The organism is Solwaraspora sp. WMMB762, assembly GCF_049179115.1.
Lineage (GTDB): Bacteria > Actinomycetota > Actinomycetes > Mycobacteriales > Micromonosporaceae > Micromonospora_E.
Genome location: NZ_JBMHMD010000001.1, coordinates 6,880,776 through 6,907,161, shown reverse-complemented (window position 1 = coordinate 6,907,161; position 26,386 = coordinate 6,880,776). Strand labels below are relative to the sequence as shown.

General features: G+C 68.3%; 20 protein-coding genes. 7 read left to right on the top strand and 13 right to left on the bottom strand.

All coding sequences use genetic code 11. The features are described from left to right. Positions 1 to 359 precede the first annotated feature (359 nt). Positions 360 to 1,541 (top strand): cell wall anchor protein, encoded by a 1,182-nt coding sequence (locus ACN27J_RS31085; RefSeq protein ID WP_421371719.1) that lies wholly within the window; start codon positions 360 to 362, stop codon positions 1,539 to 1,541. Positions 1,542 to 1,713: 172 nt separating this feature from the next. Here ACN27J_RS31085 and recG read toward each other — a convergent pair whose 3' ends face one another. Both recG and ACN27J_RS31075 read right to left on the bottom strand, forming a co-directional pair. Beyond that, positions 1,714 to 3,927, bottom strand: a complete 2,214-nt coding sequence (recG, locus tag ACN27J_RS31080; protein WP_421371718.1) for an ATP-dependent DNA helicase RecG — start codon at positions 3,925 to 3,927, stop codon at positions 1,714 to 1,716. 22 nt (positions 3,928 to 3,949) lie between these two features. Next, complete coding sequence (locus ACN27J_RS31075) at positions 3,950 to 5,641, bottom strand: DAK2 domain-containing protein (RefSeq protein ID WP_421371717.1); 1,692 nt, start codon at positions 5,639 to 5,641, stop codon at positions 3,950 to 3,952. Between the two features lie 197 nt (positions 5,642 to 5,838). Here ACN27J_RS31075 and rpmB point away from each other — a divergent pair, with 197 nt between their 5' ends. Then, entirely contained in the window at positions 5,839 to 6,033 is a 195-nt protein-coding gene (rpmB, locus tag ACN27J_RS31070) for a 50S ribosomal protein L28 (RefSeq protein ID WP_123600473.1), read from the top strand. A gap of 95 nt (positions 6,034 to 6,128) precedes the next feature. On the opposite strand, the gene ACN27J_RS31065 is transcribed toward rpmB, so the two are convergent. Beyond that, positions 6,129 to 6,614 carry a GNAT family N-acetyltransferase gene (locus ACN27J_RS31065; RefSeq protein ID WP_421372634.1) on the bottom strand — a complete coding sequence of 162 codons (486 nt, stop codon included), beginning with the start codon at positions 6,612 to 6,614 and terminating at the stop codon, positions 6,129 to 6,131. A 63-nt stretch (positions 6,615 to 6,677) separates the two neighbouring features. Next, complete coding sequence (locus tag ACN27J_RS31060) at positions 6,678 to 7,616, bottom strand: thiamine-phosphate kinase (RefSeq protein WP_421371715.1); 939 nt, start codon at positions 7,614 to 7,616, stop codon at positions 6,678 to 6,680. A gap of 112 nt (positions 7,617 to 7,728) precedes the next feature. Here ACN27J_RS31060 and ACN27J_RS31055 point away from each other — a divergent pair, with 112 nt between their 5' ends. After that, the gene (locus ACN27J_RS31055; protein ID WP_123600471.1) at positions 7,729 to 7,962 is read left to right on the top strand and encodes an Lrp/AsnC ligand binding domain-containing protein; all 234 of its coding nucleotides are present in this window, start codon (positions 7,729 to 7,731) and stop codon (positions 7,960 to 7,962) included. After that, complete coding sequence (locus ACN27J_RS31050; RefSeq protein ID WP_421371714.1) at positions 7,959 to 8,558, top strand: DUF3515 family protein; 600 nt, start codon at positions 7,959 to 7,961, stop codon at positions 8,556 to 8,558. Before ACN27J_RS31055 ends, ACN27J_RS31050 begins: the two co-directional genes overlap by 4 nt. A gap of 74 nt (positions 8,559 to 8,632) precedes the next feature. Here ACN27J_RS31050 and ACN27J_RS31045 read toward each other — a convergent pair whose 3' ends face one another. Further along, positions 8,633 to 9,736, bottom strand: a complete 1,104-nt coding sequence (locus ACN27J_RS31045; RefSeq protein ID WP_278167754.1) for a D-alanine--D-alanine ligase family protein — start codon at positions 9,734 to 9,736, stop codon at positions 8,633 to 8,635. Between the two features lie 744 nt (positions 9,737 to 10,480). Here ACN27J_RS31045 and ACN27J_RS31040 point away from each other — a divergent pair. Beyond that, complete coding sequence (locus ACN27J_RS31040) at positions 10,481 to 11,653, top strand: ISAs1 family transposase (RefSeq protein ID WP_421370266.1); 1,173 nt, start codon at positions 10,481 to 10,483, stop codon at positions 11,651 to 11,653. Here the strand turns inward: ACN27J_RS31040 and ACN27J_RS31035 are convergent. The 4 genes from ACN27J_RS31035 to ACN27J_RS31020 form a co-directional block, all read right to left on the bottom strand. Next, positions 11,634 to 11,894, bottom strand: a complete 261-nt coding sequence (locus ACN27J_RS31035; protein ID WP_421371713.1) for a hypothetical protein — start codon at positions 11,892 to 11,894, stop codon at positions 11,634 to 11,636. The two genes, ACN27J_RS31040 and ACN27J_RS31035, sit on opposite strands and share 20 nt — an antisense overlap. A gap of 90 nt (positions 11,895 to 11,984) precedes the next feature. Next, positions 11,985 to 12,731, bottom strand: a complete 747-nt coding sequence (locus ACN27J_RS31030) for a hypothetical protein (protein ID WP_421371711.1) — start codon at positions 12,729 to 12,731, stop codon at positions 11,985 to 11,987. Between the two features lie 274 nt (positions 12,732 to 13,005). Continuing rightward, the gene (locus tag ACN27J_RS31025) at positions 13,006 to 19,359 is read right to left on the bottom strand and encodes an RHS repeat domain-containing protein (protein ID WP_421371709.1); all 6,354 of its coding nucleotides are present in this window, start codon (positions 19,357 to 19,359) and stop codon (positions 13,006 to 13,008) included. Positions 19,360 to 19,458: 99 nt separating this feature from the next. Continuing rightward, complete coding sequence (locus tag ACN27J_RS31020) at positions 19,459 to 21,333, bottom strand: LamG domain-containing protein (protein ID WP_421371707.1); 1,875 nt, start codon at positions 21,331 to 21,333, stop codon at positions 19,459 to 19,461. 273 nt (positions 21,334 to 21,606) lie between these two features. On the opposite strand from ACN27J_RS31020, the gene ACN27J_RS31015 reads away from it, so the two are divergent. Together ACN27J_RS31015 and ACN27J_RS31010 are read left to right on the top strand one after the other, a co-directional pair. Beyond that, on the top strand, positions 21,607 to 22,482 hold the full coding sequence (locus ACN27J_RS31015) for a helix-turn-helix domain-containing protein (protein WP_421371705.1): 876 nt from the start codon (positions 21,607 to 21,609) through the stop codon (positions 22,480 to 22,482). Then, positions 22,479 to 22,679: a DUF397 domain-containing protein gene (locus ACN27J_RS31010; RefSeq protein WP_281553856.1), complete on the top strand. Its 201-nt coding sequence runs from the start codon at positions 22,479 to 22,481 to the stop codon at positions 22,677 to 22,679. The genes ACN27J_RS31015 and ACN27J_RS31010 overlap by 4 nt, the downstream gene beginning before the upstream one ends. Positions 22,680 to 23,237: 558 nt before the next feature. Here ACN27J_RS31010 and ACN27J_RS31005 read toward each other — a convergent pair. From ACN27J_RS31005 to ACN27J_RS30990, 4 genes are all read right to left on the bottom strand, one after another. Next, positions 23,238 to 24,020, bottom strand: coding sequence for a transposase family protein (locus tag ACN27J_RS31005; protein ID WP_278168437.1), 783 nt, complete (start codon positions 24,018 to 24,020; stop codon positions 23,238 to 23,240). Between the two features lie 337 nt (positions 24,021 to 24,357). Beyond that, positions 24,358 to 24,705: a hypothetical protein gene (locus ACN27J_RS31000; protein ID WP_421371702.1), complete on the bottom strand. Its 348-nt coding sequence runs from the start codon at positions 24,703 to 24,705 to the stop codon at positions 24,358 to 24,360. A 222-nt stretch (positions 24,706 to 24,927) separates the two neighbouring features. Beyond that, positions 24,928 to 25,401: an NUDIX domain-containing protein gene (locus ACN27J_RS30995; protein ID WP_421371699.1), complete on the bottom strand. Its 474-nt coding sequence runs from the start codon at positions 25,399 to 25,401 to the stop codon at positions 24,928 to 24,930. A 683-nt stretch (positions 25,402 to 26,084) separates the two neighbouring features. Next, the gene (locus ACN27J_RS30990; protein ID WP_421371698.1) at positions 26,085 to 26,339 is read right to left on the bottom strand and encodes a hypothetical protein; all 255 of its coding nucleotides are present in this window, start codon (positions 26,337 to 26,339) and stop codon (positions 26,085 to 26,087) included. Between the last annotated feature and the right edge of the window lie 47 nt (positions 26,340 to 26,386).

The following is a 26,386-nucleotide window of genomic DNA, read 5'->3' as shown; positions in this document are numbered from 1 at the left end:
CACGCTACGCGATTCAGCCGAACGGGCCGGGCACCACCCCGGACGGCCGAGTACGCCTCGTGTGACGAGGTACATCTGCTGTTGCCGGAGATACGGATGAGGTGACGACGGCCACCCGCGAAGTGGATGGCGAACACGTTGCGTCCATCAATTGTCTCGGATCGACAACATCATCCTTAGCTGGACCTGTGGGTCACCACGTCAGTTCAGGAACAGCTAAGGTCAGGCGCTGTGCCGGTGGGACACGCCGGACACCACGCACGACGCGGGACGTTGTCGCACCGATCATCGACTGCACCTCACCAGTCAGGTTGCGCACGCCCGCGCCGAGCCCCTGAACCCCTCACTCGGGAGTACCTGTGAACCGTCTGAAGTCCCCGCTTCGGCGCGCCTTGGCCATCGCGGCCGGCGCGACGATCGGTCTGGCCGGCATCGCCGCCCTCGGCGCGCCTGCGGCTGCCACCGGCAACCACACGGAAAAGTTCAAGCTGTTCGTCGTGACCGTCGCCGGCGAGGCGACCTGTGACGCGGAGACCGGCAACTGGCTGGTCGACTGGACCGTGAGCCAGAACTGGCCGAAGCTCGATGAGCTCGCCAAGATCGACTTTCCGATCAAGCCTGAGCTGGTCATCAAGGAGATGAGCCTCTCCCCGGACGGCACCACTCTGGACGGGTTCGCCGAGGGCTCGGTCATCCCGAAGGCCGGCGAGGGCGAGTTGACCGGCACGCAGGTCGTGCCGGGCGACGCGACCGAGGCCACCCTGTCGGTCACCGCCAAGTGGAAGCTCAAGGTGTTGCGGGGGAAGAAGCCGCAGGGGCAGACGGCCGTTGGCTCGGTAGCCTTCGACGGCGAATGCAGCAAGCCGACGCCCAACCCGTCCGCGACGTTTGCATCGGCCTGTGACGGCTCGGTCGTCGTCACCCTGGTCAACGGCGACGGCGGCACCGCACCGGCCAAGTTCACCGTCACCGGTGCGGCCGACTTCACCGAGTCCGTCACCGTGCAGCCTGCGGAGAGCGCCACCGTCACCGTTCCGGCAGAGAACGCCTCCTCGATCGTCGTCACCGAGGAAGGCTCCGGGGAGCCGCTCGCCGAGAGTGCCTGGACCGAGCCGGAGGACTGCGTCGAGCCCGCCGAGCCGGAGGGCACCGTCGAGTACACCTGTGACCAAATGATCTTCACCCTCACCAACCCGGAGGACGGCGAGAGCATCACCGTGACCTTCACCCCGAACGAGGGCGAGGCGCAGGAGCTGACCGTCGAGCCGGGCGAGACCGGCAGCGTGGCCTTCGAGGCGTTCGACGGACTCGAGGTCACCCCAAGCGGCGACGGCCTCGAAACCGTGGAGCCGTTCGTCTGGGAGCAGCCCGAGGACTGCGACGAGGACGGCGGAAGCGGCGCGGGCGACGGTGACGGAGGTTCCCTTCCGGTCACCGGTGCCGCCGCCGGCGGTCTCGCCGCTGGCGCCGTCGCGCTGCTGGCCATCGGTGGCGTGCTGTTCTACCTGGCGCGTCGTCGGCGGGTCACCTTCACCGCCTGAGTCAGCCACACTGGGTCGTGACTGACTGACAAAGTCATCCCCCCCGCACCACCCCTGGAAGGGCGTCGACCATCCCCCCGGTCGGCGCCCTTCCGCCTGTCCGGCCGCAGCCGCTCCCCGGCCCGCCGCAGCCCCGTTCCCCGGCCCGCCTCAGCCGCTCCCGGCCGTGGATTCAGCCCTTCTCCAGGTACTCGGCGCGTTCGGCGTCGACCAAAGTGCCGACCGACGACGCCAGCGCCGGATGCCGGGTCAGCTCCGGATCGTCGCCGAGCAGGTCGATCGCCTCGGCCCGGGCCTGCCCGATCAGGTCGGCGTCGCGCAGCAGCGACAACAGCCGCAGGTGGGACCGGCGACCCGACTGGGTCGCGCCCAGCACGTCACCTTCGCGGCGCTGCTCCAGATCCAGCTCGGCCAGCCGGAACCCGTCGGTGGTCGACGCGACCGCGTCCAGCCGCTCGCGGGCCGGCGTACCGTCGGCGGCGTCGGTGACCAGCAGGCACAGCCCGGCCGCCGAGCCCCGACCGACCCGGCCACGCAGCTGGTGCAGCTGCGACACCCCGAACCGGTCGGCGTCCAGCACGATCATCACGGTGGCGTTCGGCACGTTCACCCCGACCTCGACCACCGTCGTGGCGACCAGCACGTCGACGTCACCGGCGGCGAAGGCACGCATCACCGCGTCCTTGGCGTCGGCCGGCAGCCGACCGTGCAGCACCTCGATCCGCAGCCCGTGCAGCGGCCCGTCGGCGAGCAGCGGCGCCACCTCGGTCACCGCCAGCGGCGGCCGCCGCGCCCCGGGATCGTCGCCGTCGCCGGAGGGCTCCTCGTCGGCGCTGGTTCCGGTCGCGTCACCGATGCGCGGGCAGACCACGTACGCCTGATGGCCGGCGGCCACCTCCTCGCGTACCCGCCGCCAGGCCCGCTCCAGAAAGGCCGGCTTCTCCGCCGCCGGTACCACGTGCGAGACGATCGGCGACCGGCCGCCGGGCAGTTGGGTGAGCGCGGAGACCTCCAGATCGCCGTACACGGTCATGGCGACCGTCCGCGGGATCGGGGTGGCGGTCATCACCAGCACGTGCGGCGGCTGCTCGGCCTTGGCCCGCAACGCGTCGCGCTGCTCCACCCCGAACCGATGCTGCTCGTCGACGACGACCAGGCCCAGGTCGGCGAAGTCGACGCCCTCGTACAGCAGGGCGTGGGTGCCGATCACGATGCCGGCCCGGCCGTCGCGGACCTCGTCGAGGGCGGCCCGGCGGGCCGCCGCCCCCAGCGACCCGGTGACCAGCGTCACCCGGGTGCCGGCCGGGTCGCCGTCCAGTTCACCGGCCCGCCCCAGCGGGCCGAGCAGCTCCTGGATGCCCCGGTGATGCTGGGCGGCCAGCACCTCGGTCGGGGCGAGCAGCGCCGCCTGCCCACCGGCGTCGACAACCTGCAGCATCGCCCGCAGCGCGCACACCGTCTTGCCGGAGCCGACCTCGCCCTGCAGCAGCCGGTGCATCGGATGCGCGGTGGACAGGTCGGCGGCGATCTCCTCGCCGATGCGCCGCTGACCGTCGGTCAACTCGTACGGCAGTCGGGCGTCGAACGCGGCCAGCAGGCCGGCGTCCGCGCGGGGCCGGGGCCGTGCGGGCCAGTCGGCGGCGCGCAGCTTGCGCTGCACCAACGTCAGCTGTACGGCGAACGCCTCGTCCCATTTGAGCCGCCGCCGGGCCTGGAACAGCTCGGGTTCGTCGGCCGGGCGGTGGATCTGCCGCAGCGCCGGGTGCAGGCCGAGCAGGTTGCGGCTGGCCCGTACCGCCGCCGGCATCGGATCCTCGGGCGGGGTGAGCACGTCCAGCACGGTCCGTACGCAGCGGGCGATCACCCAGGTCGGCACGGCGGCCGCCGCCGGGTAGACCGGGATCAGCGCCCCGGCGAACTCCTCCACCGGGTCCTCGGCGGCCACCTCGCCGTCGGCGGCACCGTCGCCGAGCAGCACGTACTCGGGGCCGTTGAGCTGGCGTACGCCCCGGAACTCGGTCACCTTGCCGGCGAATAGCCCCCAGCGGCCCGGTTTCAGGTCCCGTTCCCGCCACGCCTGGTTGCCGAAGAAGGTCAACGTCAGGGTGCCGCCGGTGCCGTCCTCGACGACCACTTCGAGCAGCTTGCCGCGCCGTTGGCGCATCGGCCGTACGGTGGTCCGCCGCACCTGGCCCAGGACGGTGACCTGCTCCCCCACCTCCAGCGAACGGATGTCGGTGTGCTCGCCGCGCTGGTCGTAGCGGCGCGGGAAGTGGTAGAGCAGGTCCCCTACGGTGTGCAGGTCGAGGTGGTCGGCCATCGCCTTGGCGGTCTTCGCGCCCAGGTTGACCTTCAGCGGAGTGTCCATCGTGCACGGCTGCGTCATCCGGCCTCCAACAACGGCTGCGTCATTCGATCCCTACCAGCAGCGGGTAGTGCGGCTGCCCGCCGACGAAGGTGTGCACCTCGACGAACGGCCAGCAGCGGGCGACGTGCGCCGCCACCGCCTCGCCCAGTCCGTCCGGTGCCTGCTCGCCGACGATCAAGGTGACCAGCTCACCGCCGCCGCCGAGCAGCTGGTCCAGCAGGTTGCGGCAGGTGCCGGCCAGGTCGGTGCCGATCAGCAGCACCTCCCCCTCGACCAGGGCGAGCACGTCGCCGGGGCGGCAGCGGCCGGCGACGGTGAGCGCTTCCCGGGCGGCGAGGCAGACCTCGGCGTACCGGCAGGCTCCGGCCGCCTCGGCCATCGCGATCACGTCGTCGTCGAAGCGGCGTCGCGGGTCGCGGACGGCGAGCGCGGCGAGGGCCTGTACCGGTGACCGGGTCGGCACGACGGCGACGGTGACGCCGCCGGCCTCGGCCTCCCGGGCGGCGAGGCCGGCGACGGCCTGGGTGTCCGGGTCGTTGGGCAGCACCACCACTTCGGCGGCGCCGGTGCGGCGGATGGCGTCGAGCAGCTCGGCGGTGGACGGGGAGCCGCCGACCACGCCGGCGCCCTCACCGGTGAACAGGGCGGCGAGGCCGGTGCCGGCGGCGACCACCACCGCGGCCCGGCCGGCGAGCGGCGGCGCCGGCCGGTCGGCGAACCGGGTGACCGAGATCTGGTACGGGCGACCGGCGGCGATGCCGGCCTCGATGGCGGCGCCGATGTCGTCGACGTGCACGTGCACGTTCCACACCGGACCGTTCCTGTCGTCATCGTCCCTGTCGTCATCGCCCCATGCGTCGGAGCCGACGACGACCAGCGAGTCGCCGATCTCGGCGAGTGCGGCCCGCATCCGGTCGACCGCCCCGGCCGGCGCTTCGAGCAGGAACTGCACCTCGTAGGCGTACCCCTCGGAACCGGCCCCGCTATGGGGGTTGGCGGCGGGCCCGGCGCCGTCGGGGTCGGCGCCGTCGGGGTCGGCGGCGCGGCCGACTGGGTTGTCAGGGCTGTCGGCGTTGTCAGGGTTGTCGGTGCTGTCGGTGAGCGGGGTGCCGACCACGGCAGCCAGCGCGTCGAGCAGCAGGCACAGGCCGCGACCGCCGGCGTCGACCACCCCGGCGCGGGCCAGCACCGGCAACTGGCCGGGGGTCGCAGCGAGGGCGTCGCGGGCGGCCGCGGCGGCGGCCCGTACCACGGTGGGGAGGTCGTCGGAGCCGGTCCGGTCGGCGGCCCGCGCGGCGGCGGCGACCACGGTCAGCACCGTCCCCTCGACCGGGCGGGCGACCGCCGCGTACGCCGCGTCGGTGGCGGCGGTCAACGCCGACGCGAGGGCCCGGCCGCGCACCACGGCGGTGTCGGTGAGCGCGTCGGCCAGCGCGCGCAGGATCTGCGAGACGATCACCCCGGAATTGCCCCGGGCACCGAGCAGCGCGCCCCGGGCCATCAGCCGCAGCACCCGCCCGTGCGAGGTCTGCTCCCCCTCGGAGGAGTTGTCCAGGTCGAGGGCCAGGGCATGCTGGGCCGAGGTGAGGGTGAGGACCAAATTGGTGCCGGTGTCGCCGTCCGGCACCGGGTAGACGTTGAGCGCGTCGATCTCGCCCTGGTGGCGGCGCAGCGCGGCCAGCGCACCCGAACACCACCGGCGCACGGCGGCGGCGTCAAGGGTGTCCAGCACGGCGATGAGCCTACTGGCGCACGCCGACAGCCGCCGTGAAGACGACCCGGGTGCGGCCGGGCCGGCGGCAACGGACCGGTCGGGGCAGGGCGATTGGCCGCCCGGGTGGTCGATCGGGTAGCCTGGCCAGGTTGTCTGGGCGTGGTGTGTCCCGGCGACCGGCGACCTGATGAACGACAAATCCCCAGGAGTATCCCGTGGCTAGCGTGTGCGACGTCTGTGGCAAAGGGCCGGGCTTCGGTCACAACGTGCCGTGGTCGAAGAAGAAGACCAACCGCCGTTGGAACCCGAACATCCAGACCGTTCGCACCCCGGCCGGTGGCGGCAACACCCGCAAGGTGAACGCCTGCACCTCCTGCCTCAAGGCCGGCAAGGTGGTCCGGGGCGCCTGACCGCGCCGCCCACGACCTGACGTTTCAGCAGCCGCCGGACCCGATCGGGTCCGGCGGCTGACTGTGTACGGTCACCAGCCGGCGGTGAGCACCCGTCACCAGTCGGCGCTGAGCACCCGGCCGAAGGACAGGCAGCCCGGCGAGTCCCGGTAGTAGCCGAAGTTCGGGATCCGGGCGTACCCGCAGCTGCTGTAGAGCGCGATCGCCTCGGGCTGCTTGTCGCCGCACTCCAGGATGACCCGGCGGCGGCCCTGGCCGGCGGCGGAGCGTTCGACGGCGGCCAGCAGCGCGCGGGCCACCCCGCGCCCGCGGGCGGCGTCGGCGACGTACATCCGCTTCAGCTCGGCGTCCTCGCCGGAGCTGCCGTGGCTGCGCCAGCCGGCGCAGCCGGCCGGCGCCCCGTCCAGATGGGCGATCAGGAAGGCACCGCCGGGCGGGTCGAAGTGGGCCGGGTCGACCGGGGTGTCGTCGCCGGTGCCGCCGTAGCGGGCACCCAGATCGGCCATGGCGGCGGCCACCAGGCGTTGCGCCACCGCGTCGGTGTAGCGGACCCGGCGGATCTCGACGCCGGCCTGAAGCAGATCAGTCACGCGGTAAAGCGTAGTGCGGTCACCGGCGGTGGCTCAGCGGTGACCGGCGCGGCCTCACTGGAAGTGTTCCCAGCCGGCGACGCCCTGGTAGGGCTGGCCGTCGATGGTGACCCCGGCGCCTTTGACCACGTGCCCGACCCGCCGCCAGCCCTTCGGCAGCGGCAGATCCTCGGGGAACGTCGCGGCCAGGGCGTGGTCGTCACCACCGCCGAAGATCCACTGGTACGGGTCGACGCCGAGCGCGTTGGCGGTGTCGCGCATCTGCGGCGGCACCTCGAACGCGGCCCGCCGCAGGTCGATACCGACCCGGCTGGCGGTGGCGACGTGACCCAGGTCGGCGATCAGCCCGTCCGAGATGTCGATCATGGCGCTGGCGCCGACGTTCGCGGCGGCCGGGCCGGCGGCGTACGGCACCTCGGGGCGTCGGTACGCCTCCACGAGCAGCTTCGGTGACCGGAAGCCCCGGGACAGCACCGTGTAGCCGGCGGCGGCGTAGCCGAGCCGGCCCGCGATGGCCAGCACGTCACCGGCGTGCGCGCCGCTGCGCAGCACCGGGGTGGCGCCGTGCAGGTCCCCGAGGGCGGTCACCGCGATGGTCAGGGTCGGGCTGGCCGACATGTCGCCGCCGACCACGCTCGCGCCGACCTTGGCCGCCTCGTCGGACAGGCCGACCGCCAGGTCCTCGGCCCAGCCGGCGTCGGTCTCGGGCGGGGCGCAGAGCGCCACCAGCAACGCGGTCGGCACCGCCCCCATCGCCACGATGTCGGCGAGGTTCGCGGCGGCCGCGCGGTGCCCGACGTCGACGGCGCTGGACCAGTCCCGCCGGAAGTGCCGGCCCTCGACGAGCACGTCGGTGGAGGCGACCACCCGGCCGTCCGAGGCGGCCACCACGGCCGCGTCGTCGCCGGGGCCGAGCAGGGTGGCGGCCCCCGGATGCAGCCGCGCGGTGACCCGGGAGATGAGCCCGAATTCACCGGCCTGTGCCACATTCACCGGTCCACCTCGATCATTGTCGTCTCCACTCGGGCACCGTCATGAATCCGGCCTGCTCCGTACGGTAGTTTCACGTTCGAGCCGCTCCCGGGCGGCGGATAGGAGTCGGGTCGTGGTCCAGGCATACATCCTCATCCAGACCGAAGTCGGAAAGGCACGCGACGTCGCCGACGCGATCGCGGACATCTCCGGCGTGGTCCGGGTGGACGCGGTGACCGGGCCGTACGACGTGGTCGTGCTCACCGAGGCGCACACCGTGGACGAACTCGGGACGATGATAGTCAGCCGGGTCCAGATGGTGCCGGGCATCACCCGGACCCTGACGTGTTCGGTGGTACGACTGTGACAGGTGGGCCGGACCGGACGACCCGGCAGGCGGCGATCTGGGCGACCGTGGTGGCGTTGCCGTTGACCGTCATCGTGGCGCTCGCCGCGTTGAGCCGGCTCGCCCCGGCCGGGTCCGACGACGAGCCGGGGTCCGCCGCAGACCCGTCGGCGTCGGCGTCCGCCGGTGTCGCGCCGGTGCCGACCACGCCGGTGCAGATCGCCGCCCCGACGCTGGACGAACGCGCCGAGATCGTCTGCCGGGCGCTGGTCTCCCAACTGCCGGGTACGCTGCGCGACCTGCCGCAGCGGCGGGTCACCGACGGCGCCGAGCAGAACGCCGCGTACGGCGAACCGCCGATCACCGTCGCCTGCGGGGTGCCGGCGGCGCAGTTCCCACCGACCGACCTGGTGTACGCGCTGGACGGGGTCTGCTGGCACGCGGCCGAGCAGGCCGACGCCACCGTCTGGACCACCGTCGACCGGGAGATCCCGGTGCGGGTGAGCGTGCCCGGCTCCTACGACGAACCGGGCCAGTGGGTGGCCGCGTTCGCCGACCCGCTGATCGAGACGGTGCCCAGCGACGCGGACGCCGCCCCGCGCGGCTGCCGCGCCTGACTCTGGGTCCGGTCCGGTCCGGATCCGGATCCGGTCTGATTCGGTCTGATTCGGTCTGGGGTCCCGGCAGTCGGTCAGCGCAGCCCGGTGCCCCGGCTCAGGGCGGTACGGATCAGCCGGTCCACCAGCTTCGGGTACTCCAGGCCGGCGGCCGCCCACATCCGCGGGAACATCGACGTCGGGGTGAACCCCGGCATCGTGTTGATCTCGTTGAGGTAGATCTGGTCGTCGTCGGTGACGAAGAAGTCGACCCGGGCCAGCCCGGCGCAGTCCAGCGCGGTGAACGTGCGGCAGGCGTAGTCCTGCACCTGCCGGGTGACCTGCTCCGACAACCCGGCCGGGATGTCGTACTCGCAGGAGTTGTCCAGATACTTGGCCTCGAAGTCGTAGAACTCGTGGTCGGTGACCACCCGTACCTCGGCCAGCAGGGACGCCTCGGGGCCGCCGCCGGCCTCGCCCTCGATCACCCCGCACTCGACCTCACGGCCGACGATCGCCGCCTCGATCAGCACCTTCGGGTCGATCTCCCGGGCGGTGGCGACGGCGGCGTCCAGGTCGGCCCAGTCGGAGACCTTGGTGATGCCGTACGACGAACCGGCGCGCGACGGCTTGACGAACACCGGCAGGCCGAGGCGCTCCTTGTCGGCGTCGCTGAGGCTCACCCCGGGGCGCAGCACCGCGTACGGGCCGGTCGGGATGCCCTCGACGGTGGCCAGCTTCTTGGTGAACTCCTTATCCATCGCGGCAGCCGAGGCGAACACCCCGGCCCCGACGTACGGGATGCCGGCCATCTCCAGCAGCCCTTGGATGGTGCCGTCCTCGCCGTACGCGCCGTGCAGCGCCGGGAAGACGACATCGACGCCGGCCAGGGCGGCGGCCGGGCCGTCCGCCGGGTCCAGCACCATGATCCCGTTGCCGGTCGGGTCGGCAGGCAGCACCACGGCCGAGCCGGACCGGTCGGTGATCTCCGGCAGTTGCCGGTCGGTGATGGCCAGCTGGCTGCCGTCGCCGGTGGTGAGAACCCACCGCCCGGCGCGGGTGATGCCGACCGGGACGATCTCGTACTCGTCGGTGTCCAGGGCGGCCAGGATGCTGCCGGCGCTGACGCAGGAGATCGCGTGCTCGGTGCTGCGGCCGCCGAAGACGATGGCGACGCGGGTCTTGGCTGGGCTGGTCACAGGGGTGCCTTTCGTTCGCGGCCTGCGCGCGCCCGCCGGGCGAGGTCGGGGGAGCCCGGCGGTACGCGGTTCACGTCTTCGCGCTCACGCGGCTGACCCTACTCTGCGTACCCGCCCGTCGTGCCCTGACCGGCCCGGGATCCTCCTGATGATGCAAGGAGTAACCGCCGGGTAGCTGAGGACCCGGGACCCGCGTTCGTCGGGCGGCGGCCTACCGGGGTCACGCGTCGGCGAGTCCGCCCGGCTTCACACCGTCGACTCTGCCCGTGGCTCCGGCTCGACTTGCCTGCGCAACCCCAGCACCAACCACGGCAGACCAGGTCTGGCACCCCCAAACTTATTGACGTGCTCATGATGCCCTGTCAAGCGCCACCCGAATTGAGGCTCCAAGATCGTTGAGCCCCGCATCCGGAGACACAACAACCATCTGGTCAAGATCGAGTCTGAGCCCTCGCCGCGGCCCCAAGTTCTGCATCGGGGTCAATTCTACAGAACTGGCCGGGAATTCCCGCCTTGCATTCACCGAAACGAGGCCTTTCAGGTAAGCCGCATTCGAATCAACCCCAACTGAATTGAAGATTCGCCGCATTCGGCCCAGAGCCAAAGCAAAGTTAGTTGATCTTTGTTTTCCCTGGTGAGGATGGTGTCCGCCGGTCCGGTCCAGGGGTGGTGAACGAGCACGGCCTTCCCAAGTAGACGATGAAGGTTCCTACGCCAGTCGTCGTCTGCAAAGAAAGGCCGCTCGTGTCAGTCTCCCACGCCGCGTTCGACACCGTCACCGATCATCGCGGGGAGGTGGACACCCGGCAGGTCACCGCGCTGGCGACACTGTTCGGGCAGGTCACCGATCCACGGAAGGCCCGGGGCGTCCGGCACCGGCTCGCGGCGGTGTTGACCGTGCTGACGATGGCACTGCTGTGCGGAGCCCGCAACTTCCGGCAGGCCGCCGACCGGGTCGCCGAATTGCCGCAGCCGCTGTTGGCCGCCGCTGGCGCCCGCCGGCATCCGGTGCTCGGGGTCCGCGTCGCACCGGGTCGCGACACGCTGCGCCGGGTGGTCGAGGCGGTCGACGCGGCCGTGGTGGACCGCCTCGTCAGCGCCTGGCTGGCCACCCGACTCGCCCCACCGGCCGACCAGTGCGGGCTGGCGGTGGACGGCAAGACCGTCCGCCACTCGGGCGGACCGGACGGGGTCGACGTGCAGCTGTTCGCCGCGATGCGCCACGACACCGCGGTGGTCGTCGCCCAGGTGCGGGTCCCGGCCGGCACCACCGAGGTCACCCAGATCCGGGCGCTGCTCGACCACACCGAGATCGCCGGCACGGTGATCACCGCCGACGCCGCGCACCCCAGCGGCGACACCGCCACCTACCTGCGGAACCGAGACGCGGACTACGTGTTCACCGTGAAGGGCAACAGGCCCGCGCTGCTGGCCGCGATCACCGACCGGCTACCCGCCGCCACGGCCGCGACCAGCGACCACACCGACACCGAACGCCGCAGCGGCCTGCGGGTCACCCGCACCATCTGGACGGCGCCCGCCACCGGCGTCGACTTCCCCGGCGCGGCCACGGTGTTCCGGCTACGCCGTGACGTGTACGCGCCGGACGGGCAACGGATCAGCAAACAGATCGTCCACGGCATCACCAGCCTGACCAGCGCGGGGGCCGAGATCGCCAGACACGTGCGCACCCACTGGTGGATCGAGAACAAGGTCCACTGGGTCCGTGACGTCCTGTTCGGCGAGGACACCCACCACGCCTGGCTCGGCGGCGTCGCCCACGCCATGGCCGCCCTGCGCAACCTCACCATCGCCCTGATCCGGCTCGCTGGACACTCCAGGATCAAGCAGGTGATGGAACGTCACCACGCCGACAAGATGCTCATCCCAGCCCTGCTCAACGCATCGCAGCCATGATCAACTGACTTTGCTTCAGCTCTGGCATTCGGCCCTTGACATCCTCGACGAACTCTTGGCCTACGCCATCCTGCGTCTTGGTGAACGCCTCAAGGACATTCTCAGCAAGCTCCTCGTTCGAACTCGAATTATCCAGGGTCCTGAACCAGCCGTTGGCCACCCAGATGCCGATATCCACACGGGAGTGGCTTGCCACAACTGTCACATGCTGCAATCTGTCTATCGAAGCATAGCCGATCATCGAACGATTACAGACTCCACATAAGTATTGCGATTCCGCCCACACTTTATGGCATCCACCATAGCCGAATATTGCACCTCGGTCACCCTACTAGGCGGGAAGCGAATCAAACTCCAGGCGATCCAGACCTTCAATGTAGACAAATTCCTTCCCGCTGGGCGAAAAACTGGGATGCCAGGAATCTCCTCCATCCACAATCCTGGACAACTCACCAGCGATCGGGTCAACTGACCACACACCACCCCCCTCGCCTCTCGAGTGAACGGCCACAACAATATCCTGACCGTTTGTCGCAAGATGAGCAATTCCCGGAATTTCCACAATGATTGTTGATTCCCGAACTTCCGGATCCCACTGCACAAGTAGCCATCCAACCTCATCAAGTGCTTTCGGCGAACTCGCAGACGCTGCACCCCGAGAGTCTGGAATCAAAAAAAACAGTTTTCCATCAAGAACAATGGGGGAGCGCGCCCGAGCAACAGATTCACACCCAACGTCCACGCCGCCAATCCTGAATGAATTGCCGCTGACGGTCATTGCGAAATCAGATTCTTCCAGCTTGCCGTCGACGAAAGGGAGAACAGCCATGCCACACTCCCGCGCCACCTCCGCATATCCAGCCGACTCACCGTCGACGAAAAACGCATCCCCGAGAAACGGCACCGACGGATGGGAAATGAAAGGCTCAAGTCGACGCCCGCCTTCAGAGTAATTCAGCAACTCGGTGCGAGTACTGGAATCACACATAACCGCCACCCCCAAACCGCCGCTTGACGACCGATAGAGGAAGTGGAAAGTCCCACCACGGCAAACGGATTCGGCAGCAGATTGATCCAAGACGATCTCTCCAGACCCCTGCTTTGGAGACTGCCGCCACAGTTGCCTTCCTTCGGACGCTTCCTCCCTGAGATAGTAAACCCACCCATCACTCGACCAGACCGCATCTAAGATTGCGACACGAACGACCGGGAATGAGGACCACTGGCACCCACCAACCAATACGGCAAGCAGCATTGCCAACGAAGCAACAACTACCCTCGACAATCTCCGGACCGCCAGCTCCGGCCATCGCCACCCAGCTTGTCGCACGCCCCACTCCCCAGGTCAATAATCACGGATCAACAATCACAAGCCAGCCGTCACGTGTATGCCCCATCGTGTAGGGACCAGATCCCTCCTCAGGCGCACCAGGACCACGACCCCGCGCGTCCCCACCGACCATCAGCATAAGTCTTTCCTCCAACGCCTTCTCATGCTCAGCCGTGGCACCGACACCGGTGGCAGCAACATACCACGGTCGAACATCCACACCAACACGAGCACCAACGGAGTTGTTATGCAGATCGGCATTTGAATCAGGAGACCCCAAAAGTTCGCCCGGCTTATCAGTATCTTTCTCATGCGCAAGACCAAGTGCAACCGTATCGCTATAGGTGAAGCCGCTTAGTGTCATCAGCCCCATCCAGTAAGAATGACGGAAGGCGTTACGACGCCCTACCGACCAACCATACCGATCTCCAAATGTATTCGCAGCATCGATCGCCTTCTGTTGAATCACCACACCCCTCAAGCAGGAGATCGGCCCCATAATCAAGCACCACCTACCCTGAAAGACCCCCAGCGAGCTGCCAGTGAATCCGTCGTCCGAATTTGCACCCGAACCCGGGCTCTCGTCCCCCTTGGTCTTTGTTCCACCAGCTGCGGCACCGTTAGCGACCTTATCGGGACCACCCGTCTTTGGCGATTTTGGGGCTCCGCCCGTCGTCGGCGGCTTTCTTTCACCGCAGTTCGGAGAGCAACTAGGTTTGCCGGTGGGCTTGTTGTAGCCGCCGCCAGGCTTGGGAGTTGCGCCTTGGCCGCAGTCGTTGTCGGCGCAGACGCGTAGGCCGGTGGGGTCGGACCAGGTGGTGGGGTTGTTGTTGGCGTAGGCGTAGCCGTGCATCTGTTGGGGGTCGGCCGGGTCCATGATGGGGTCGACGGAGATGAACCGGCCGAGGGCGGGGTCGTAGTGGCGTGCGCCGATGTGGGTGAGGCTGGTGGGGTCCTGGGTGCCGCCGACGAAGCCTTTGTCGTCGGGCCAGGCGGTGGGTAGGGTGCCGCGAGTGTCGCCGAAGGGGAGGGTGCGGCGGCGGGTGAGGTTCAGGGTGGTGGGGTCGATGGTGATCTGGTTGGTGCCGTGGTGGTCGGGGATGAGCCAGGTGAGGCCGGTGACGGTGCGGACGGCGATGGTGGCGCCGGCGTGCTGGTAGTGGCGGGTGCCGTCGATCTGGCCGTTGCTGGTGGTGCGGCGGAGTTCGGTGTGGCCGAGGTAGAGGGTGGTGCCGGTGGTGTCGCGGCGGATGAGCCGGTTCCCTGAGGTGTCGTAGATGTTGGTGGTGTTCAGGCCGGGTTCGGTGGTGGTGGCGAGGCGGCCTTCCGCGTCCCAGGTGAGGGTCTGGGTGACGCCGTCGACGGTACGGGTTTGGGTGTGCCCGCCGGTGGTGTACGCGTACGTGTCGGTCCGGGTGGTCTCGCCGGTGTGGTCGACGGCGGTGACCGTGTGCGGTTGGGGGCTGCCCGGGGTGGGGTAGGTGGAGGTGGCGGTCGTCGATCCGGTCGCGGTCCAGGTGGTCGCGGTGAGCCGGTTCCCGGTGGTGTCGTAGGTGAAGGCCTGTCGGTAGGGGTCGGCGCCGGTGCGTTGCGGGGTGGTGCAGGTGGGGGTGGTTTCGGTCCAGGCCTGGGTGAGGCGGCGGAGGTGGTCGTAGGTGAAGTATTCGGCCTGGTCGGCGACGCCCGCGGTGGTGCCGGCCATCGAGGTGACGTTGCCGGCGGGGTCGTAGGTGTAGCTGGTGGTGGCGGCGTCGTTCCACGTGTCGGGGGTGGTGGGGTGTTCGGTGTCGACCTGCGAGGCGGCCAGGCGGCGGGTCGCGGTCTCGACCGGTGAGGACACCCGGATGCGGGTGCCGCCGGTGCCGAGGATGCGCTGGGCGATGCTGCCGTCGTAGTGGTAGCTGGTCGCGGAGACGAATGTGTCGGTGCCGGTGGTGAGGGTGGTGGGCAGGCCGGACGCGGTGTGGTAGCCGTAGGTGAGGGTTTCGGCGGGCAGGCCGCCGATCGCGGGCAGGCTGGTGGTCGCCGGGGTGCCGTTGTCGTGGTAGGTGTGGCTGGTGGTGTAGGTGCCGGCCAGCCCGGTCTCAGCGGCGGGGATGGTGACCGTGGCGCCGAGGGGCCGGTAGCCGTCGTCATACCCGGTGACCGCCGTGGTGTAGGCGTCGCCGCCGTGGTGGCGGGTCGACGAGGTCGGCAGGCCGAGCTCAAGGGTGTCGTAGGTCCACGACGCCCGCAGTGCGCCGGTGGAGGTGTCGTCGCGGAGTTCGGTGGGCCGGCCGAGGTTGTCGTAGCCGTGCCAGAGGGTTTCGCCGCGGCCGTCGGTGGTGGTGACCAGCTGGTCGGCGTTGTCGTAGGTGCTGCTCGACGTGCCGGCGTCGGGGTCGACGGTGCCGGTACGCCTGCCGAGCAGGTCGTAGGTGTAGGTCCACTGGTTACCGGCCGGGTCGGTGACCGTGGTCAGCTCGTCACGCGGGTTGTAGCCGTAGCTGGTTTCCTCGTAGGCGCCGGTCGGGGACGAGCCGGTGTGTTGGCGTAGCGCGGTCTGCCGGCCCCGGCGGTCGATGATCGACGTGGTCGGGGTGCCGCCGGTGGGTGGGTCGACCGTGACCCGGTCACCGCCGTAGCCGGTCACCGTCTCCCACTGCAGGGTGTTCGCCGACCACAACTGGGTACGGGTCGGCCGGCCGGCACCGTCGTACACGGTGCGGGTCTGCGACTCGATGGCGGTGTCGGCGAAGGTGACCAGGCTGCCGGTCGGCCCGGACGCGTCGTTGTAGAACGTGGACGTCTTGGTCGCGAGGCCACGGTCGTCGTACTGGGTGTCGCTGATGGTGCGTTTGCCGTCCGGGGCGGTGACCTGTGTCTGCCGGGGGCGGAGCAACCCGTCGGCGATGTCGAACGACGTGATGACGTTCCCGCTCGGCCCGAGGGTCTTGGTTTCGACGGTGGCGGGGGCGGTCAGGCTGACGGTGTACGCGTACTCGGTGTCCGGGGTCTGGCTGGTGGTGCGGCCGGGCGCCCAGACGTGGGTGAGACGGCCGAGCGCGTCCTGCCAGACGGTGGTGGTCTTCCCGTTGGCGTCGACGGCGGTCGTCGGCAGCCCTCGGGTGGTGTCCAGGTTGACGGTGCTGCTGTGGCCGGCCGGATTCGTCGTGGTGACCGCGCCGAGCAGGTCGTTGTTGTTGTGGGTGTATGTGGTGGTGGTGATCCGGTCCAGCGCGTCACCGGAGGAGATGGTCCGGCCCAACGTGTCGTAGCTGGCGGTGGCGGTCTTCACCCAGTTCGGGGTGGTGCCGGTGTACGAGGCGAGTTGCTCGACACGGGTCACGTCGCCCCGCACCGCTGCCGTGCCGAACACAGTGGCTCCGTCGTGGAACATCCGCGTCTCGGACACGACCAGCTCCTGAACCGGTGCCACCGTGCAGGCCGCACGGGCGACCTGGGTACGGTTCACGACCCCGACCAGGTGAAGGTTGGCACTGATGTTGTTGCTGTACCAGGTCCGGCCGCACCGGTCGTCTGCGGTGGTGTCCGGGTCACCGAGATCGTTGAGCTCGGTCAGATAGCCGTGGTTCGGGTGCCACTTCTTTTCGGTACGGGTCTGACGCCAACTTTGCGTGCCGGTCACCCAGGTGAAGTCGCGCTGCAGACCGACCCGGGATATCACCGACTGGTGCACCGTCGGAATCGCCCAGTCGCTGGAATATGTCCGTACGCCGGTCGCCGATCCATGGATACTGTAGATCGTCTTCGCGATCGGCTGCCCGCCTACCCCGTCGTAGGAAATCTCTTCCGCCAGGTATCCCCGCCGCCATGAATGGTCCACGACGGCCTCGCCCAACGAGTTGGTGACCCTGGAGAACCGGTCTTCCCCGGTGTCGGTCCAGTCGTTCTGCAACCCGCGCAGATACAGCCGTTTCGTCTGCGACCTGGTTCCGCCCGACGGACCGACCGTGGTGGTCACATCGGTGTAGCCGCGCCAGTCCGACCATGACCGGTACGGCAACGAACTCGTGAAAGTGGCGGCCCCGTTCTCATGGCCCCACAACACCTGCGCGGACCCGGACGCCGACGCGAGAGTGTACTGATAGTCGTGCACGACAGGCGGCGAGCCACCCACCAGGTCCGTCTCCGTGACCTTGACGACGATGTACTTGTGCCACCAACCGAATCCAGCGCTGTTGTCCTCCGGCTTCCAATACTTCGGGTAACAACGATGATTGTTGTTGTCCGGATCCGGGAACGTTCCACCGAACTGGCAGCCGGAGTCCTGACCCAGATATGTCACGTCGATCCGGCCACCGGTCTCGGTGAACACCTGCGCCACCCGGTATTTCCGCGGCTGGACCATCCCCGAGTTCGGGTCGAAGTCGGCCCGCTGGTCCCGGAGCGTCCCACCAAACCTGATCTCCGGCAGCGTCACAGCGGGCGTCTTCGCCGAGCCCGTACGCGTGATCGACTGCAGCCACAACGCCGGCGACGTGGTGTTACCTGTCGCCGGGAACAGCTGCTCCAACGCCCACTGGTCCACCACCAACCGGTTGGTCCCAGGTCCCGTACGAACCGATGTCTTCACCGCCGTCAGCCGCTTACTCGACCAGAACGACGGCGCCGGATTACTCGGACACGACGACGCCGACGACGAGCAGTACAGATCCCACGGCGTGTCCGGCCAGTTCGCCGTATTCGGTGACGATGACGACCCGCACGACGACAGGCACCGATCCGACCAGACAAACTCCACCGCCGCCGGGGCAGGGCCACCGAACCCCGTCGACGCCGTCACCCCGTACTCGATGCCCACCAACCGCGTCGCCCGGTCGTAGGTCTGGTAACCGTTCCAACCGTAACCGGAACGCTGCCACTCCTTCTCATAGAAGTAGGCCATCGCGTTACCGTGCACATCGACCACGTAGGCCAGATTCCACCGCCACGCCTGCCAGCACGACGACGTCCGGAAGTCGCCCGTGCTGAAGCACGGCTCACCCGAATGGTTGGCCCGTACCCGCGTGATCGCAGTCGAGTTCGTCGACCGGCCTCCCGGCACCGTCGCCAGCCCGAAGTAGTACTGCGTGCCGTCGTTGGTCGTCAGCCGCCAGTACTCGCCCGTGTCCGACGACCCATCGCCCTGGTCACCGTTGTTCGCCCCGGAGAGCTGCTGCACCATCTCCCCGTCGTCGTCACCCAGCCGCCAACGGCCGTCCCCCGGATCTTGGACCAGTTCCGTCGACTTGCCACCCCACACCAGCCGCAAGTTCGGCAACCGCCAACACAGGTCACCATTAGCTTGCGTGTGGTACGGCGAGTTCTCCAGATCGTCGGAACAGGGGCGGTACGCCCGCTCGATGTAACCACCCGCCCGCAGGTCCCACCCTTCGCCGATCGGACCCGGCTGCACGTTCCGCCCCGCCGTCTGCCCGTCGACCGCGCCCGAGCTGTATCCCAACCCCACCTGAGGCACCAGACCGCCGGGTGCCGGCGGCACCGCCATGTCGTACGACCACGTGAAGTCTCCCGACGACCCGCCCGAAGCCCACTCGAACGACGACGACATCGGCGTCTTCGTGTAGTCGCCCGTCTCCCCCGACTGGACCCCGGCCACCGCCAGGACCACAGACGTCTCCACCTCCGCCGACTCACCGAACCCGGGAAACTCCCCCCGGCCCGCCAACCGCTCCCCGGACCCGGCCACTCCCGCGTCCACCACCGCCGACAGGACGCCGGTTCGGCTGTCCAACCGCGACGACAGCAGCCGCTCCCCCACCGCGCAGCCCGCCGCGTCCGGCGACGTCAACACACAGTCCGGAAACGCCACCACCCCCAACCGTGCCGCCCAGTCCCCGCCGAACGCCCCCGCGAACCCAGAGGTGTCCACCTGCACCCCTACCTGACCCGGCGACAACCCTCCGTCCGCTCTGACCACCCGAAACAGCACACCCGGGACCCCGGCCGCCTCCGCGACCGACTGATCCAGCACCTCCACACTCACCCGAGACACCGACGCGGAGCCCGCAGTGAGGGCGGACCGGCCAGCGGAATCCCCGCCATCCGCCGGGCCCGGACCGACCGCGAACCCGGACTCCCCCACCGGCGTAAACGTCTCCGCAGGCACGTCGACCTCCTGCGACACCGCTTCCGGCCACACCGGCTCCCGGGGTTCGAACTCCGGCAAGGACGGCGTATCCGCCGCCGCTGTCGCCTGCTCCGCCACCGGCACCGACCGCAGGCCCACGTCCGGCTCCGCCGCCGTCCCCACCGGCGCGGCCACCGCCTGAGGAGCCGCCAACGCCGACGCCACCACCACGACCGCCGTCACCCCAGCGACCCGGCGACGCACACCCGACAACCAGAACCGGTTGACCCGACGACCCGACATCAGCGCCACTCCCCAGAATCAAGGCAACAGACTGCCAGCAACGTGGTGGACACACCATCACCGACCGACATGGAGTGGTCGGCTGGCGTGTGCGATCAGTTATGGACGGGCGTAGCGGTCGGTGATCAGCCAGGTCGGGACCGGGCCGGAGTGTGCCTCGATGCGGCTCACCCGGCCCGGGAAGAAGCCGGTCAGCCCCGCAGGTCCTGCCCCGGCCCCGACGGTCAGCGACCCGGGCGCGGTCCAACTCGGTGGCGCGGGCACCGCCACCGGGTCACCGGCCACGCCGTCGATGTGGAGGGTGAGTGTCGCCGAGCCCGCGTCGTACACCCCGGCGAGATGCGTCCACTGGCCGGGTACCGCCGCAGCCGGGCTCGCGGCGACGGCCAGGTCGGGCAGGTCGGCGTCGTCCGCTCCACGCAGCCGGAACACCCACCGCCCGTCGCTGGCCCGGTATCCGAGCTGGAACGCGTCCGTCTCGTCGCCGCCCTGGGCGAGCACCACCGCGTCACTGCCGGGCAGTGGATCTGCCGGATCACCGTCGAGACGGGCCCAGAGCAGCACCCCGAAGGAATGATCGGTACGCAGCACCGGCCGCGGGACCGGATCGTACGGGCTGGTGGTCGAGGCGTACCCGCTCGTCCCGTCGAACCAGGCCGCGTGGCCGGTCGGGGCACCGGAGTCGTGGACGAACCCCGAGGTCTCCGGCACGGTGTCCCAGCCGGCGAGGTACAGGTTGCGGCCCCAGGAGCCGAGGTCGAACTCGTCACCGCACCAGCAGTCAGCCGAGTAGTCGAACCCCCACAGCCCAACTTGTCTCGGCGTCAGCACACCGAACAGCTCGGGAGGCGTGTCACCGGGATCGGAGAAGCGACCGTGCAGGTCCTCCAGGTCCGCCACCCGGCTCCACAGCAGGACGTCCGTCACGCCGCCGGCCCACCACTGCGCCGGTGCGCCGTCGCTGAAGCCTCGGCCCACCGTGAACGGCCCAGCCGCCTGCCACGGGGTAGCCGCGAACGCCGCCTCAGCGGCCAGAGCTCCGTTGACGTACAACTGAAGCAGTTCCTCGTCGGCGTCGAACACGCCGGTCAGGTGGGTCCAGTGGGCGGCGTCGGAAGCGGCGATCGGCGCGGGACGGTACGCGGAGATCAGCGGACTCGACGCCGCCGTACCCGTCGGCATGGTGAATGCCCAGTGCGGAGCCGGCGGGTCGCCGAGTTGGCGGATGCCCAACTGGAAGCCACCGGCACCGGTCCCGTCGGCGCCGACGGCGGTGCGATCGCCAGACAGGTCAGCTGGCCGGACCCAGGCGGCGGCGCTGAACGAGCCCGAGGTGTCGAGCGCGGACACCGCTGCGGTGGCCGCGCCTGGGACGTCGACCGGGTCTTCGGCGACCGCGTCGAAAGCCGGCGTGCTCGCCTCGATCAGGTAGGTGTCCGGTGCCCAGGTGACGTCGCCGCTCGGGACCAGGTCGGGGCCGCCTGAGCGGGCACGGAAACGCTCGTTGTTGGTGTCGATCAGCGGCCAGTGGCCGATCGGCGACGATCGCGAGGTGACCAGGAACTGGTACGTCGTCGTCGGGCTGGGCCGGCCGTACTCGTTGCGGGCGTATACGTGCAGGGCGTTGGATCCCTCGCCCGGTGGGGTGAGGGTCAACGTCACGCTCGCCCCGGGGGCGACGGTCACCGTGGTGCCTGCCGGGCTGCTCCAGCCGTACACGTAGGCGACGACGTCGGGCGACGACGTACTGAAGGTGAACTCACCCGCGACGTCCCGACCGCCGTGCGACACGCCGTCGTCGGGGTAGTCGACCGAGGTCACGGTCGGCGCCGGCACCGGGTCTCCGGGCGGATCGGCGACCGCCGGCCCGGGTGTGCTCAGCGTCAGTGCGGCGGTGGCGGTGGCGGCCAGGATCTGTGGCCAGCGATGTCGTGGGCGGCTCGGACGGATCGGCGGCGTCTGGGCAGCATCCACTAGGGACCCCCGTGGCTATGCGTCATGTACGTCCGACCGTAGAGATCCATGGCCGTATCTGTAAAGGGGGCATCACAATCCGCTACCACAAACCTCCCTCACCGGACATCGAGCGACACAGAGTTATCAGTCGGGTACGACCGGCCAGGCGTACAACTCTGACGAAATCCCGTTGACGTTGAGCCGAGCCACCCATCCACCGATCGACGGAGTTCATAAGTCCACTAGTGACGGCAGGATGGGTCGGGTCGAGCATCCCAGGAGGTGGTAGCCATGTCCCCGTCCGTGCTGAACTCGTCCGTACCGCGCCGACGACTGGGCCGGGAGCTGCGTCAGCTGCGCGAGCGGCTGACCCAGCTGCCGCAGACGTCGGTGGCCAGCGAGCTGGAATGGTCGGCGACGAAGCTATGGCGGATGGAGCGCGGCGAGGTCCCGGTCCGCTCCGGCGACGTCGTGCTGCTCTGCGAGTTGTACGGCGTCGACGAGGAGACCACCGAGATCCTTGCCGCGTTGGCGACCAAGACCAGGGAGAAAGGCTGGTGGCACGACTACGCCAGCTTGCCGTCCTGGTTCGAGCTGTACGTGGGCCTGGAGGAGGCCGCCAGCCGGATCCGCGTCTACCAGAGCCAGCTCATCCCGGGCGTGCTGCAGACCCGGGAGTACGCCACCGCAGTATTCACCAAGGACGTCGACGGCGTGCCCCGTCACCAGATCGCCGACCGGGTCGCGGTGCGGTTGGGCCGGGCCCGGCTGCTGACCCGGCTGGAGCCGCAGGCGCCGGAGTTCGACATCGTCGTCGACGAGGCGGTGCTGCGTCGCGTGGTCGGGTCGCGCCAGGTCATGGCGACACAGGTGCGTCGGCTCGCCGACGCCGGCCGGCTGCCGAACGTCTCCGTCCGGGTCCTGCCGTTCTCGTCCGACCTGCACGCCGGGGTGCTGACCGGCGGACTGTTCACCATCCTGGACTTTCCCGAGCAGTACGAACCCACCACCGTCTACCAGGAGTCGATCACCGGCGCGTTCTTCCTCGACAAGCAGGCCGAGAGCGACCGGTACGCTTGGGTCTACCACGACATCCGGTCGGCCGCCTTGAGCGAGGCCGAGTCGCGGGCGCTGCTGCTGGACACGGCGAAGGAGTACGAGCCATGACCGATCTGACCGGCGTCACCTGGCGCAAGAGCAGCCGATCGAACAGCCAGGGCGATTGTGTCGAGGTCGCCGACGGGCTGGCCGGCGTGATTGGCGTACGCGATTCCAAGGACCCCACCGGCCCGGTCCTGACCATCTCCCCCGCCAACTGGTCGGCCTTCCTCACCGCCACCAAGACCGGCACCCTCACCGCCTGACCGCACACCGCCAGCGCGCCGGCGAGGACCAAACCGCACCTCGGTGGACTCGTCGCTGACCAGAACAGTCTCGCCGGGTAGCGACCAGTTGCCGGAGTCGGCGCGTCGGTGCAGGAGCACCCGACCGCGACCGTCGGTGACGATCGCCGCACCGCCCGGGACGATCCTGTTCGCCCTCGGCGCGGCCGGGTCGCGGTAAAAGTCACGCTGGCGAGTCACGACACCTCCCGATACGGGTACGGAGTGCAGGTCTGAGCCAAGTCGGGTGACTGCTCCCCACGGGAGTCGGCCAACACCTGCGCCAGATCGGTCACCAACCTGACCACCTTTCCCACGATGCTTCAGCGGCGCCGCCCCATCCGCCACAGGTCGGATATCAGATGGCGCAAAAATGGCAGCTGCCCATCGATCTGCATTCCACCGTTTTCCCGTATCAATGCAGAGAATCTTGTCAGCGGGATAAACGCCACTGCGATCGAAATTACACCCCCGAAGACACAACCCGCCACCAACATGCCAATGAACTTAGATGCGACCACCAGCTCCAATGAGCCCTTTTCATGCTGCGTAGCGGTCGGTCTCGACGTGGTGCAGAACGAGGATGGCCTGCACGATCGCGGTCGCTCGCCGTGGACAGCAGCGCAGCTTGGCCAGGATCTTCCAGGCCTTGAGGGTGGCGATTGCGCGTTCACCGCGGGCGCGGATCTTCGCGTGGGCGCGGTTGATGGCCTTCTGCCGGCGTGACAGCTTCGGGCGGAAGCGGCGTCGCTTGAACGGAGTGCGCACGCTGCCGCGGGCTCCTTGGTAGCCCTTATCGGCGAAGGTCATCACGTCCGCCCTGGTCAGCGCATCGATAATGCCGTAGGTCCTGGCTGCGGTCAGGTCATGAACCGAACCGGGCAGCGCCGGTGAAGCCCAGACGAGCCGGCCAGCGGCATCGGCGATGACCTGCACATTCACGCCGTGGTGCTTGTGCTTCCCAGAGTAGTAGGGTCGCTGGTCGGCGACCCGATCGATCGGAATCAGGGTGCCGTCCAGGATCGCGTACGCCAGTCGGCGGATCCGTACCATGGCGGTGGCCAGGTCATCGGCGGCCGTCGCGAGCAGGGCTATCGCTTCCTGGACGTAGCGCCAGGCGGTGGCGACGCCGATCTCGAAGCCGGCCGCGAGTCGGGTGTAGGTGTCGCCGTTGCGCAGATGGGCCAGGGCGAGCAGCGCCTGCCGGCCGGGTTCGAGGCGCCGCCACCGAGATCGGCGCTGCTTACGGTGGCTGCGGATGCGTTCGGCCAGGTGGTTCAGGGTGCGGCTGGACAACGAGATCGTGGCGGGGTAGGACAGCATGGCGAGGCTCCCGGTCGGGGCTTCGAGTCTTGGTCGACAGCTGTCCTACCTGGAGCCTCGCACCCATCGATCAGCGGGCCTACCGCATCCGCCCTGAGCTGCAAGATCAGCTTGGAAAAGGCTCAATATTAAAATCAGGATCAGACCAGCCAGGAAGCACATCAAAAAGCCCCTGATCGACCAAATCATCATTCTATACGTAGTCGTGCTACGGTATTCACTACCATGGAAATCTGACATCGAATTGTCACCACAATTTCCAGTGCTTGATATCCAGGTTTAGCCACACCACCTTCGCCGAAGGACGCGCCGTCCGACACCTATCGCAAACACTCACTCAAGGCCTGGGCCGCCACCTGTTAAAGGCAAAGAGGTCGCGCACGACCATGCCGAACAGTTTTGGCCCACGTTCAAATATGTCCATGTCCGCAAAGTACGATGTTTCTTCAACGCGACGGCACACTGGACGGATAGAAAACATCCCCAGAAAGATTCCGAGACCGACCGTCAAGATCAGTGCGAAGAAAACTGACATCAGCACCTCCACCGGCCCTTCCAGTAACAACGCCAGAATCACGGCAAAGATGACCAAGAATGCAAGCAGAAAGAGCCGCATGATGATCAACGCACGCCAGTAGGCCCAAGCTCCGCGCACACGCCAAGCAGGATCATCCGAGGAACTCACCGCTCAACCCACCTCCCAACTCGAGTGGACGGCTCGGACGGGACGGCAGCACACATGGACAGCATCCACTTGGGACCCGCGTGGCTATTGTGCATGTCCGTCCGACACTAGAGATCCACCCCATACCTGTAAAGGCGGTATCACAAGCCGCTAACACAATCCGGTCACCAGCCGGCAGCTGGACCAGCCCGCTGACTCAGCGTCGCCTGCCCTCGCCCCCTTCTATCCGAGGTACGGAGTGTCGCGCTGCTCAGCGTGGTGCCGCAGCCGCAGCCGTACCGTGTCGTGGATGGGGATGTCAGCGAACTCGGCAGGACCGACGAACCGCACCTCGGTCGACTCGTCGCTGACCAGAATCGTCCCGCCAACGATCCGACCGAGGTAGGTGACGGTGAACTCCTGACGCACCTCGCCATCCGCATACGCGATCACATGCGCCGGGTCGGTGTAGACGCCGAGCAGCCCGGTGACCTCGATGTCGAGGCCGGTCTCCTCCTTCACTTCTCGGACGACGCACTGTTGCAAGGTCTCGCCGACCTCCATCGTGCCGCCAGGCAGCGACCAGTTGCCGGAGTCGGCGCGCCGGTGCATCAGCACCCGACCGCGATCGTCGGTGACGATCGCCGCACCGCCAGGGACGATCCCGGTCGCCCTCGGCGCGGCCGGGTCGCGGTAGTAGTCACGCCGGCGAGTCACGACACCTCCCGATACGGGTACGGAGTGCGGATCTGAGCCAAGTCGGGTGACTGCTCCCCACGGAAGTCGGCCAACACCTCCGCCAGATCGGTCACCAACCCGACCACCTTTCCCACAATGCTTCAGCAGCGCCACCCCATCCGCCACAGATCGGATATCAGATTGCGCAAAAATGGCAGCTGCCCATCGACCTGCATTCCACCATTCTCCCGTACCAATGCAGAAAATCTTGTCAGTGGGATAAACGCCATTGCGATCGAAATTACACCCCCGAAGACACAACCCGCCACCAAGAGGCCAATGACCTCAGACGCGACTGCCAGCTCCAATATTACAATCACGAATAGACCAGCCAGAAGCACATCAAGAAGCCCTTGATCGACCAAATCATCACCCTATACGTAGTCGTGCTACGATATTCGATACCATGGAAATCTGACATCGAATTGTCACCACAATTTCCAGCGCTTGATAATCCAGGTTTAGCCACACCACCCTCACCGAAGGACACGCCCGCACCTCCGGACCCAGGGGGCGGCAACCCCTGCCCGGGCACACTGGACGGGAGATCCGGGAAGCTGCGCCCCGGGGGTCAACACCTCCCGACGAGCAGCCTCGGCACTCGATTGCGATCCGCACGCCCCGGCGACAGACCGCAGCCCACTGCGGTCAAGCCCGACAGCTCAGGGCCCGGGCCGCCACCTCTTCAGGGCAAAAAGGTCAACCGCGACCATGCCGAACAGTTTTGGCCCACGTTCAAATACGTTCACACCCGAAAAGTTCGTTAATTCTTTGACACTACGATTCATGGTAATTATCAGCATTTGCACAACAAAGACTCCTATTGCAAATGTCACAAACACCACCAGCAATATCGGCACCAGTATCCCAACGGGACCACCGAGCACCACCGCCAGAACCAAAACCAAGAAGGTCAAGGCTAGCAGTATAATAACGCGAAGCCCGATCAGGACTCGCCAATATG

Excerpts from the sequence above, each read along its gene's own strand:
- ACN27J_RS31025 (WP_421371709.1), bottom strand. The coding sequence starts at position 19,359 with ATGTCGGGTCGTCGGGTCAACCGGTTCTGGTTGTCGGGTGTGCGTCGC.
- recG (WP_421371718.1), bottom strand. The coding sequence starts at position 3,927 with ATGACGCAGCCGTGCACGATGGACACTCCGCTGAAGGTCAACCTGGGC.
- ACN27J_RS31035 (WP_421371713.1), bottom strand. The coding sequence starts at position 11,894 with ATGATCGGCTATGCTTCGATAGACAGATTGCAGCATGTGACAGTTGTG.
- ACN27J_RS31010 (WP_281553856.1), top strand. The coding sequence starts at position 22,479 with ATGACCGATCTGACCGGCGTCACCTGGCGCAAGAGCAGCCGATCGAAC.
- ACN27J_RS31015 (WP_421371705.1), top strand. The coding sequence starts at position 21,607 with ATGTCCCCGTCCGTGCTGAACTCGTCCGTACCGCGCCGACGACTGGGC.
- ACN27J_RS31005 (WP_278168437.1), bottom strand. The coding sequence starts at position 24,020 with ATGCTGTCCTACCCCGCCACGATCTCGTTGTCCAGCCGCACCCTGAAC.